The 11,423-nt window shown below is 52.0% G+C and carries 10 protein-coding genes; 8 read left to right on the forward strand and 2 right to left on the reverse strand.

What is annotated here, in order from left to right; all coding sequences use genetic code 11:
• Positions 1-249: 249 nt before the first annotated feature.
• Both AC3WQT_RS09705 and AC3WQT_RS09710 read left to right on the forward strand, forming a co-directional pair.
• The gene (locus AC3WQT_RS09705; protein WP_492703673.1) at positions 250-1,656 is read left to right on the forward strand and encodes an ammonium transporter; all 1,407 of its coding nucleotides are present in this window, start codon (positions 250-252) and stop codon (positions 1,654-1,656) included.
• Positions 1,653-2,057, forward strand: coding sequence for a hypothetical protein (locus AC3WQT_RS09710; protein ID WP_492703674.1), 405 nt, complete (start codon positions 1,653-1,655; stop codon positions 2,055-2,057). The genes AC3WQT_RS09705 and AC3WQT_RS09710 overlap by 4 nt, the downstream gene beginning before the upstream one ends.
• Before the next feature lie 74 nt (positions 2,058-2,131).
• Here AC3WQT_RS09710 and AC3WQT_RS09715 read toward each other — a convergent pair whose 3' ends face one another.
• Entirely contained in the window at positions 2,132-3,142 is a 1,011-nt protein-coding gene (locus AC3WQT_RS09715; protein ID WP_492703675.1) for a DUF2804 domain-containing protein, read from the reverse strand.
• A gap of 60 nt (positions 3,143-3,202) precedes the next feature.
• Positions 3,203-3,775: a hypothetical protein gene (locus tag AC3WQT_RS09720; protein ID WP_492703676.1), complete on the reverse strand. Its 573-nt coding sequence runs from the start codon at positions 3,773-3,775 to the stop codon at positions 3,203-3,205.
• Between the two features lie 242 nt (positions 3,776-4,017).
• Between AC3WQT_RS09720 and AC3WQT_RS09725 the strand changes: the two genes are divergently transcribed.
• From AC3WQT_RS09725 to AC3WQT_RS09750, 6 genes are all read left to right on the forward strand, one after another.
• Positions 4,018-5,319, forward strand: coding sequence for a TolB family protein (locus tag AC3WQT_RS09725; RefSeq protein WP_492703677.1), 1,302 nt, complete (start codon positions 4,018-4,020; stop codon positions 5,317-5,319).
• A gap of 104 nt (positions 5,320-5,423) precedes the next feature.
• Positions 5,424-6,197: a FadR/GntR family transcriptional regulator gene (locus tag AC3WQT_RS09730; RefSeq protein ID WP_492703678.1), complete on the forward strand. Its 774-nt coding sequence runs from the start codon at positions 5,424-5,426 to the stop codon at positions 6,195-6,197.
• Positions 6,198-6,407: 210 nt separating this feature from the next.
• Positions 6,408-7,319, forward strand: a complete 912-nt coding sequence (gene kdgD / locus AC3WQT_RS09735; protein WP_492703679.1) for a 5-dehydro-4-deoxyglucarate dehydratase — start codon at positions 6,408-6,410, stop codon at positions 7,317-7,319.
• Positions 7,320-7,343: 24 nt separating this feature from the next.
• Positions 7,344-8,921, forward strand: coding sequence for an aldehyde dehydrogenase (NADP(+)) (locus AC3WQT_RS09740; protein WP_492703680.1), 1,578 nt, complete (start codon positions 7,344-7,346; stop codon positions 8,919-8,921).
• 147 nt (positions 8,922-9,068) lie between these two features.
• On the forward strand, positions 9,069-10,442 hold the full coding sequence (locus tag AC3WQT_RS09745) for an MFS transporter (protein WP_492703681.1): 1,374 nt from the start codon (positions 9,069-9,071) through the stop codon (positions 10,440-10,442).
• 1 nt (position 10,443) lies between these two features.
• Positions 10,444-11,346: an SMP-30/gluconolactonase/LRE family protein gene (locus AC3WQT_RS09750; RefSeq protein ID WP_492703682.1), complete on the forward strand. Its 903-nt coding sequence runs from the start codon at positions 10,444-10,446 to the stop codon at positions 11,344-11,346.
• Positions 11,347-11,423: the final 77 nt, after the last annotated feature.

An 11,423-nucleotide genomic window follows, 5' to 3' on the forward strand; every position in this document is an offset into this window, starting at 1 on the left:
GCTTTTTTTATGGTTGCACGCAATTCCCGGGCAAACCGCTTAGCACTCCGCCCGTGCATATTCATGCCACACGGTAATATTTGCTTACATTTTGGTGCGTGCGCATGCACTCACTGAAATCACAAGCAATATATTTCCCTTTAATAGCCCTCAACCGCATCAAATCCACTGGTATCAGCCTTGGCATGAAAAATGCTGCAATGCACATGCTTGTGTGTCATTGACGATGTTTTTGAAAAGGCTAGCTTGATGAAAATACGCGTGCTCTCCAGCTTTTTGCTTTCCCTCTCTGTCAGTCTCTTGCTATGCAGCGGCGTTTGCAATGCACAGGCAGAATTCCCTACAACGGCGTCAGTGAGCGCAAGCACCGCATCTGTACCCACGCCTGCAATTACTGCAGTAGCCCCGCCTGCCATGAGCAAGCCTGGCATGATCGCCGCAGACAAGATCAGCGCTGGCGACACCGCGTGGATGCTGACCTCGACTGCACTGGTATTACTGATGACCATACCCGGCCTGGCCCTGTTTTACACCGGCATGGTGCGCAAGAAAAATGCACTGGGCACGATGGCACATAGCCTTGCGACCACCTGCATCGTCACGGTCTTGTGGGTAGTGCTGGGTTACAGTCTGGTATTCACTGCGGGTTCACCTTATCTGGGCAGCTTGGACAGATTCATGTTGCATGGTGTGAGCTTCTTGAAAGAAGCCGGGCAGCTCAGCGTACATCAACTGGCACCGACGATACCGGAAAGCGTGTTCCTGATGTTCCAGATGACGTTCGCCATTATCACCCCTGCGCTGATTACCGGTGCCTTTGCCGAGCGCATGAAGTTCTCTGCGCTGCTGCTGTTTATCACCTTGTGGTCCTTGCTGGTGTATGTGCCAGTCGCACACTGGGTGTGGGAACCGGCAGGCTGGCTGGCAGCGCGCGGCGTGCTGGATTTTGCTGGCGGAACTGTCGTGCATATCAATGCTGGAGTATCTGGCCTGGTAGCTGCCCTGATCATCGGACCACGCCTGGGTTTTGGTAAAGAACCCATGCCACCGCATAATTTATTGCTGACTGCGATTGGCGCATCGCTGCTGTGGGTGGGCTGGTTTGGTTTCAATGCAGGTTCTGCGGGTGCAGCAGATGGCCGCGCCGGTTTGGCCATGCTGGTGACACAGGTAGCAACAGCGATGTCCGCATTGGCATGGATGATCGTGGAATGGCTGCGCCGCGGCAAACCATCGGTGCTGGGCATAGTCTCTGGTGCGGTCGCCGGTCTGGTGGCAATCACACCTGCATCCGGTTTTGTCGATCTGACGGGTGCGCTGGTGATAGGCGCAGTGGCTGGCGTAGCATGTTACTGGGGTGCGACCTCTCTCAAATCCATGGGGGGCTACGATGATTCACTGGATGTATTTGGCGTGCATGCCATTGGTGGCATAGTCGGCGCGCTGCTGACAGGTGTATTCGCATTGAAGAGCATAGGCGGTGTCGACGGCAGCCTGGTGACCCAGGCCTTTGGTGTCATCGTCACGGTGATTTATTCTGGCGCTATGACTGCCCTGATTTTGTGGCTGGTCAAAGTGAGCATAGGCTTGCGCGTCACCAATGAGCAGGAAAGAGAAGGACTTGATCTTGAACTTCACGGGGAGCATATCTTATGAGTACCAGCAGCCTGATACAGAATGCCATGTCGGATAATCTTGCCTTCTCCCTCATGGCAAGACTGCACGTGATTTTACGGCGGCAAAATGGCCGCGTCACTGACATAGAATACATGCGCGTTAATCCTGGCTATTGCCGCGCCATACTGGATCTGGCGCTGGAACTACCGAATCAGGACTTGCATGAAATCTGCCAAAAGCTTGATGAAATCTATTTTGGTGAAGATGGCCTGTTCGTCGCGCCACCACCAGCCGATCCGCTAATCAACAGACTGGTCGCCAGGAAACAGGTCAGCAACAGGCTGAACGATAGTCCCATGCTTAATATAGCCAATGTGCCCGCGCCAGTACTGGATCACAATGCCATGGTCGACCAGACTTATATAGGTCGATTGCGCTAGCAGGCCAACAGTACATTCAGGCGGTGGATAACTCTGGAATTGCGGGATGATCCAAAAGTGTTAAGACCCGACGACTACCATTTGGAAAAGTGGTCTTCCGTTACGCCCACCAGGTTTTCTATCTGCCGCTTGGGTGCATCCAAGCTGGCCCTGACCCAGCCACTAAAGACACCTATGGGTTGCAGGTAACGGCTGCTGGCGATGATGAGGTTTTTGTTTTCTGCGCGAAAACCTTCGGGATGGAAATGCACATCCAGCAAACCATCATCGGTATGGATATGCCAGTCAGCCATGGCCTGAGTGGCATCAAAGTCAAATTGTGTCGCGCCAAGTGGAATAATCTTTCCATCCAGCCACAGGGCATTTTCATGACTGGAAAAATATCCTGCCTGCAAATTAAAACCTATGTCCAGCGCATGTGCTGATGCCCAGCGCCAGCCTGTTTCGCGTGCCAGAAATCCATTGCTATGGTCATAGCTGCCAACACCATTTTGCAGACTGAAGCTACGGCTACCAACACGTACTTCGCCGGTCAATTGCATGCCTGCCGATTTGACGGTTGCATGCACAGTGCCACCCAGCACCTCACCCACCGCCAGCAAGGAAGGCGCAGCAGGTCTGGCATCCAGCAGAGTATTGATGTTGAATGAACCGCATTGCAGTTGCAATTCATATTGCCTGCTTGCAGGCAAATGTTGAAAGCGAATGTGCTTGCCGAAAAATCGAAACTCCGAACTTGCCTGCTCTGCCGGATGTGCATTCAGTTTTGCAGTCAATCCCGGCAAGCCATCCTGGGAATAACTGGCAATGAGCTTGCCTGCCAGCCTATCGAACACATAGGCAAAGGCAGTGTTAGTCCATCCCACATCGACAATGGCGATGCCGCAAAATATTTCGTCTGTCGCCAGTGCCACGTAATGCCAGTGTTTATGGTGCAAGGCTTGCCATAGCTTGCCACGCCTATGCGGGATGGCCAGCGCCGACCAGTCTATGACTTCAGGTGCACCGGCATATTTGCCAAATCGTACCTGACCGTCAGGATGCAGGACTTGTGTTGGAGCAGGTGGTAGGAAATTGGCTGGCATAGTGTCTTCATTGTTTTTATATGCCAGCGATTCTGCAGTAAATCAGTTAGAGGGTCTATTTCAAACTGCACTCATATTCTGCACTGCAGGAATACCCATGAGTTTCAACAGAGCATAGCCCCATAACAACAGGCCCGCACCCAGGCAGCCATAAGGATCAGCAGCACCTTGGGAAAGTACGAAGGGGTAGCTAAGCGCAAACAGACTCATCACCAGGCCGAACCAGAAATGACCGGGAGCATTAAACAATTTCGCTAACGGCAAAAAATGCAGACCAACTACCAGCATGGCAAAGGGGATGACCCAATCAGCCAGACCCATATTTGCCAGTACATTTCCACCGACCAGGATGGTGATCCATTGAGCGGCATTAATCAAATGGAACAAACGCCCTGCTCTTTGTGCGCCTGGACTATCGTCGTCAGCGTAGGCCTTGTAGTGATGATGACGCTGCACGGCCAGCCCCGCGAGAGTCAATCCCAGAACAGCGATGACCAGATAGACCAGCCAGTTGCCATGCATGCCACGCTGATTCCATAAAGCCAGCCAGGCAGCACCAAAAACAGCAAAGAACATCGCGCCCTTGGCACGGGCAGCGTGAGAAGAAAATGTGGCAGCGTTGATTTCAGACATGATGGACACTCCTTGTTGAACTGTTGCCAGTATGGCGAAAGAGAGTCAGCGATATCAGAGCAAAGTGTCAGGACTTGCGAATGACAAATGTCACGTCTGCGAGTGTGATGTCTGTTTTGGGGTTCAAAATACGGAATTAGCATGGTTGGTACGACTTGCATGCATAATATTGCTTTTGCAATTGCTTGCAGAATTGTTTGCAATGCGGTCCGCGCAGGCGACAAAGGACAGGAGATTCTTAAGTGCACTTACTCATTATTATCATTGCCTTGTTGGCCCTGGCCTATTTTTTGAATCAGGCCATGCAAAAAAACAAGTCAACGCAGGACGGAAAGCCTCTGCCCACAGCTGGCCATGATGCCGCGCATCAAAGCCATCTTGACCGTGCTGCAAGTGCGCAGGCGGTTGCTTTTATCTCGGAAGGCAAATTGTTTTACCGTGCTGCCCATGGCGAAACCAGGCAATTGCACAGTCCGTATGTGCAAGAGATGCTGGACAAGATGGAAAAACACAGGGAAAGGCATGCCTGGAAACAAAACACCAGCTTTGGTGTTTCTGCCTCAGGTGCCTGGCGCCAGTTTGACGGCGAAGCTGCGCAGATTAATGCAACGGCCATGCAATTTGATGAGCAGGGTCGCATCCTGTATTTTTTGCAGGACGCAGGCATGGGTGGCCTGTTTTCATATGATCTGGAAACTGGCACCGAAAAGCGCATATTGCACAGGCAAAACCTGGCACTGACAGACATGCATCTGGACCAGAGCAGTGGCAAATTGCTGGCCTCATCAATGAACAAAACCGGCATCGCCAACCTGGTCATGTGCAATCGTGAAGGTGATGAATACCGCGAATTGACGGGTGGCGATACCCTGGACACCAGCCCCTGCTGGATACCGGATGCAGAAAAGCAGATCCTGTATCAATCTACCGGTATCGCCCGCAATCAAAGTGGTGTCACACTGGCTTATGGCAATGCCAGCATACAGATGCTGGATATTAAAAACGGCGCTGTCACGCCAGTGCTCGATGATCCACAATATGATTTCCTGCATCCACGTGTCTGCCCGCAAGGTAATCTGCATTTCATCCGGCGCCCCTATGAAGTCCCCAGGTACGACACCAGCAATGCGCTGCTGGATACCTTGTTTTTTCCTTTCCGTTTATTGCGTGCGGTGTTTCATTATCTGAATTTTTTCTCCATGATGTATAGCCGCAAGCCTTTGACCAGTGCATCCGGCCCGGCCTTGAATGCAGACTTGAAAGAAATTATCCTCAAGGGCAAACGCATAGATGCTGAAAAAGCCCTGAAAAAAGAAAGCATGGTCAATGGTGTACCCTCACTGGTACCGGCTTCATGGCAGCTGGTGAGCCGCAACCGTCAGGGCAGTGAAACTATCCTGGCGACCAATGTGGCCGCTTATGATATGCGTGCTGACGGCAGTATTGTTTACTCGAATGGACGTGGTGTGTTCTTATTGGGTAGCGGCAGACAATCAAGTCTGATATTGAAAAGTGAGCTGATTGCCGACGTTATCTCACAATAAAGGCCAGAGAAACATGTTATATGTTGTCATACAACTTTGCACTGACTTTTTAAGTTAAAATCAGTCTATAGCCATCAATCACTCTTCAGTACAATACCCGCTTCATGGAAACTCAAGACTACGCCAACGCTCTACCGGCCAAAAGACGGCATAAAAGCCTGTCCCAGGGACTGGTAGAAAGTATTAGCAATAACATCAAGAACGGTATCCTGAAGCCGGGTGAAAAGCTGCCCACCGAGTCTGCCATCATGACTTTGTATGATGTCAGCCGTACCGTGGTGAGGGAAGCCATTTCACATTTGCAGGCAGCAGGGCTGGTGCAAACACGCCACGGCATAGGTACTTTCATCCTTGAGCCCAGTCAGGCGGCCAGCACAGGCATGCTGCGCGAGGCTATCGTCACCGTCAGGGACGTGCTGGACATACTGGAACTCAGGATCAGCCTGGAAACCGAGGCTGCCTGGCTGGCCGCCTCACGCCGCACCGAAGAACAGGCAGTGGCGCTGGGCAAGGCACTGGAAGATATCCTGGCGAACAAGACTGAGGAAAATGCCTCGGTAGATGCTGATGTACGTTTTCACTTACTGATCGCCCAGTCCACTGGCAACCGCTACTTTGTTGACATCCTCAGCAACCTGGGCACCACCATTATCCCGCGCGCCAGATTGAAATCCGCCATGCTGACGCTTGAAGGTAATAATAGTAATAACTCAAGTACCAGTTATCTGGAAAGAGTCAACCGCGAGCATGAGGATATCTACCTTGCCATACAGCGCAAAGACCCAGAAGCAGCACGTGCCGCCATGCGTACCCATCTGAGTAATAGCCGGGAGAGATTGCGTCAGGCACAGCAGCGCATAGAGGCACCCTCAGCGTAATCTCAACTTGCATTTCAGCTGAAACACCAGTTCAAATTTCAGCCCGGATCAAAATTTTTAAAAGTGTGCTTGTCTTCTCTTATTTTAAGTTGTACGATGACGTATGACTTAAAGAAACAATGACGCAAAAATACTTATTTAGCACTTACTTTTTAAAACACGATCAAACCTGGTCATGACGCACGCCAGGTTTCCATTTCCGGAGCTACCATGCACCCTCAAGAACTGAAACAAATCCTGTCCTCTGGCCTGCTGTCTTTCCCTCTGACTGACTTTGACGCGGCTGGTGACTTCAATGCCAAGACTTATGCAGAACGCCTTGAGTGGCTGGCACCCTATGGCGCCAGCGCCTTGTTTGCTGCAGGCGGTACGGGTGAATTCTTCTCGCTGACCGGCGGTGAATATTCCGACATCATCAAGACTGCAGTAGATACCTGCCGTGGCAAAGTACCTATCCTGGCGGGTGCCGGTGGCCCTACCCGCCAGGCCATCGCCTATGCACAGGAAGCAGAACGCCTGGGCGCGCACGGTATCTTGCTGTTGCCACACTACCTGACTGAAGCCAGCCAGGATGGCCTGATCCGTCACGTAGAAGAAGTCTGCGCTTCGGTTAAATTTGGCGTGGTTGTGTACAACCGTGGCAATTCCCGCCTGACTGCTGATTCTCTGGAAAAACTGGCAGCACGCTGCCCTAACCTGATCGGCTTCAAGGACGGCATAGGCGATATCGAATTGATGGTATCGATCTGGCGTCGTATGGGCGACCGTTTAAGTTATCTCGGTGGTCTGCCGACTGCAGAAGTTTATGCTGCTGCGTACAAGGCATTGGGCACACCGGTTTATTCTTCAGCCGTATTCAACTTCGTACCAAAACTGGCAATGGACTTTTATCACGCCATTGCAGCAGATGACCATGCCACATCAAATCGCCTGCTGGACCAATTCTTCCTGCCTTATCTGGAAATCCGTAATCGCAAAGCCGGTTATGCAGTGAGTATCGTGAAAGCTGGCGCACGTCTGGTTGGTCACAGCGCTGGCCCGGTCCGCGCACCATTGACCGATCTGACAGAGGAAGAAGATGCCATGCTGCACAAATTGATTTTGGCACAAGGTCCACAATAAATTCAGAAGCAAAGGGAGTACAGAATGCAAATCACCGGGCAAATGCTGATCGGTAAAAAAGCGGTTTTTGGGTTGGCAGGCAATGTTAAAGCCATAGACCCATCCACCAATCAGGAAATCGAGCCTGTTTTTGGCTTCGCCACGAAAGATGAAGTTGAGCAGGCTTGCCAACTGGCTGAACAAGCGTTTGACAACTACCGCACTACCAGCCCGGAATTAAGGGCACATTTTCTGGAAACAATAGCCACAGGCATCATGGACCTGGGCCCTGCGCTGATAGAACGTGCGGCACAGGAAACCGGCTTGCCCATCGCCCGCCTGGAAGGCGAACGTGGCCGTACCGTCAATCAATTGCGCCTGTTTGCCAAGGTAGTACGTGATGGACACTGGCTGGATGCAACCATAGATAGCGCCCTGCCAGAACGCGCACCACCACGCCCGGATTTGCGTCTGCAAAAAATCGCACTGGGCCCGGTTGCCGTGTTTGGTGCAAGTAATTTCCCGCTGGCGTTTTCTGTGGCTGGGGGGGACACCGCATCTGCCTTGGCCGCTGGCTGCCCGGTCATCGTCAAAGCACACAATGCCCACCTGGGCACAGCCGAACTGGTTGGCCGTGTCATACAAAGAGCCGTGGCAGACTGCGCACTGCATGAAGGTGTATTCTCCATGCTGGTAGGTGCTGGCAGTCAGGTTGGTCAGCAACTGGTTGATCACCCGGCCATCAAGGCAGTGGGTTTCACGGGCTCACGTTCAGGTGGACTGGCGCTGGTAAAAACCGCTGGTCTGCGGAAAGAACCTATCCCGGTCTATGCAGAAATGAGCAGTATCAATCCTGTATTTTTGCTGGATCATGCACTGGCTGCACAAACCACGACACTGGCAAAAAACTTTGTTGATTCACTGGCATTGGGTGCCGGTCAGTTCTGCACCAACCCCGGCTTGGTGATCGCCATAGAAAGTGCAACAGCACGTCAGTTTTTGCAAGATGCCGCCAGCGCATTGGAAGACAAACGTGCGGCGACCATGCTGACACCTGGCATACACCAGGCCTATGTCAAAGGCACTTCGCATCTTGCTGATATAGCGCAATTGCAACTGGTCGCCAAAGGTCAGCAAGCCGAGTCCCCATGTGCCGCACAAGCGATGTTGTCTGTGTGCTCAGGTACTACTTTCCTGAATACACCAGCCTTGCAGGAAGAAATTTTTGGCCCCTCTTCCATCGCCATTTTGTGTAAGGACTTTGATGAAGTAGTCGCCGTCGCATCATCACTGGAAGGACAATTGACGGCGACAGTGCATGCCGTGGCTGACGATCATGCCCAGGCCAGAAAGCTGTTGCCAGTGCTGGAAAGAAAAGCCGGACGCATCCTGTTCAATGGTTTTCCTACTGGCGTAGAAGTGGCACATGCCATGGTACATGGCGGCCCTTTCCCGGCAACTTCAGATAGCCGCAGCACTTCAGTTGGTGCCGCAGCAATCGAGCGTTTCTTGCGCCCGGTTTGTTATCAGGGCTTCCCGGCAGATTTGTTGCCAACGGCGCTGCAGGATAGCAATCCCCTGCAACTTGCACGTATGATGGATGGAAAATTGACACTCGCTTAAACAGAGTCGAAGAGTTGAAGAGTTGAAGCGTTGAAGTTTTGGAATGGCCCGGGCATGCCCGGGCTGTTCTGCAAAATAAGCACATGTACACAGCACACAAAAGAGGTGCAGACATGGCGACAAAAATCATGATCAGGAGACGCTCGCATGAGCCAGCAAACTATAGGAAAATACCGGTGGACTATCTGTGCCCTGTTATTTTTTGCCACTACCGTTAATTATCTGGACCGCCAGGTACTCAGTTTATTGGCACCGGATCTATCGAAAGAATTTGGCTGGACCAATACTGACTACGCCAATATCACGGCTGTATTCCAGTTTGTCTACGCTATTTCAATGCTGCTGGCTGGCCGCTTCATCGACAAGATAGGCACCAAGAAAGCCTACCTGATCGCTATTGCAGTCTGGTCGGTCGGTGCGGTCATGCATGCCTACTCCATCATGCTTGGCGATGGCATGGTCAGTGCCTTGACAGCGCTGGGCATCGCTGCGGTTCCGGTATCAGTCGCAGGCTTCATGATTTCACGTGCAGTACTGGCAATAGGTGAAGCCGGTAACTTCCCGGCAGCGATCAAGGCCACGGCAGAATATTTCCCCAAGCATGAACGTTCTTTCGCCACTGGCATTTTTAATTCAGGTGCCAACATCGGTGCGATTCTTGCGCCTTTGACTGTCCCTTTGATTGCAGCTCAATGGGGCTGGCAGGCAGCGTTTATCGTCATCGGTGCGATTGGCTTTGTCTGGATGATTTTCTGGCAGATGTTCTATGACAAACCCGAACAGCAAAAATACCTGTCAGCAGCAGAGCTCGCTTACATCAACAGTGGTGACATACAAACAGCAGAGACAGCAGCCACAACTAACGATGCCGGTAAAAAAGTATCCTGGTTCAAACTACTGTCTTACAAACAAACCTGGGCCTTTGTCATCGGCAAATTCATGACTGACGGTGTCTGGTGGTTCTTCCTGTTCTGGTTGCCAAAATATCTGGAAGCACAGTACAAGATGCAAAAAACAGAAATCGTCGTGCCACTGGCAGTCTTGTACAGCATGACCATGATAGGCAGTATAGGGGGCGGTTATTTCCCCAGCTATTTCATGCGCCGTGGTGACAGTGCCTACAATGGTCGCATGAAAGCCATGTTGGTGATTGCCCTGTTCCCCCTGGTGGTCTTGCTGGCACAGCCATTTGGATACCTCGGCTTCTGGGTACCGGTATTACTGATCGGCGTAGGCACTTCTGCCCACCAGGCCTGGTCTGCAAATATCTTCACTACCGTATCTGATATGTTCCCGAAAAAATCGGTGGCATCCATCGTCGGCATAGGTGGCATGGCAGGTGGTCTCGGTGGTGTACTGGTCTCCAAAACGGGTGGCTGGCTGTTTGATTATTACGGCCAGCTGGGTCATATACAAACTGGCTACACCATCATGTTTACTTTCTGTGCAGTGGCTTATCTGCTGGCATGGGGCATGATGAAGGCTCTGGTGCCGACACATAAAGAAATCACTGACCTGTAAGATGACTGAATTTTCCCATATAGAGTCGATACCAGCTGTGAACTGCACAGTCGGTGAAAGCCCCTTGTGGTATGCGGAGCAGGCGGCCTGGTATTGGGTCGACATACCGGCGAAAACCATCTGGAAACTCGATACCAGGAATGGTCAACTGACATCCTGGCTGACCACGGAAATGGTCGCCTGCATCGCCCTTAAACAGGATGGCGATTTCATTGCAGGAATGGAAAGCGGTATTTTCAACCTGCATCTGGGTGACGGCCCGCGTGCCTTGCAAACCCGTCTGGCAGTACCTGCAGAACTGGCAGAGTTGGGGGCTGGGATGCGCTTCAATGATGGCCGTTGCGACCGTCAGGGGCGTTTCTGGAGTGGTACCATGTTCATGGACATGGCTGCCGCGAAAGCGATAGGCAATCTGTATCGCTATACCGAGGAGCAAGGCTTGTCAGCACCTGCCGTCAGTAATCTGCTGACCCAGAATGGTCTGGCCTGGTCACCTGATGGCAAGACCATGTATTTGTCTGATTCTCATCCTGCCAGTCAGACTATCTGGACATTTGATTATGATGTGGAAGAAGGCGTGCCACATAATAAACGCGTCTTTGCTGACATGAAACCCATGGCGGGTCGTCCTGATGGCGCGGCCATGGATGTCGATGGCTGTTACTGGATATGTGGCAACGATGGTGCCTGCGTACTGCGCTTCACGCCTGCCGGCAAGCTCGACAGGACGATAGCCCTGCCCATGAATAAACCCGCCATGTGTACTTTTGGTGGGCCGGACATGAGTACCTTGCTGGTGAGTTCTATCGGCGCTGGCAAGGCCGAACATGATCAGTGGGCGGGCAGCCTGGTGCTGGTCAGACCAGGGGTGGCGGGAGTCCCAGAAACAAGATTTTCCAATTGAATTTGCATCAATCCATGAATACCTGAAAGCGCAGCGGTACTTAAGCGCATAAGAGAGACCTTTCTCTTATGCGCATT

It is taken from the genome of Undibacterium sp. FW305-107, assembly GCF_058788535.1.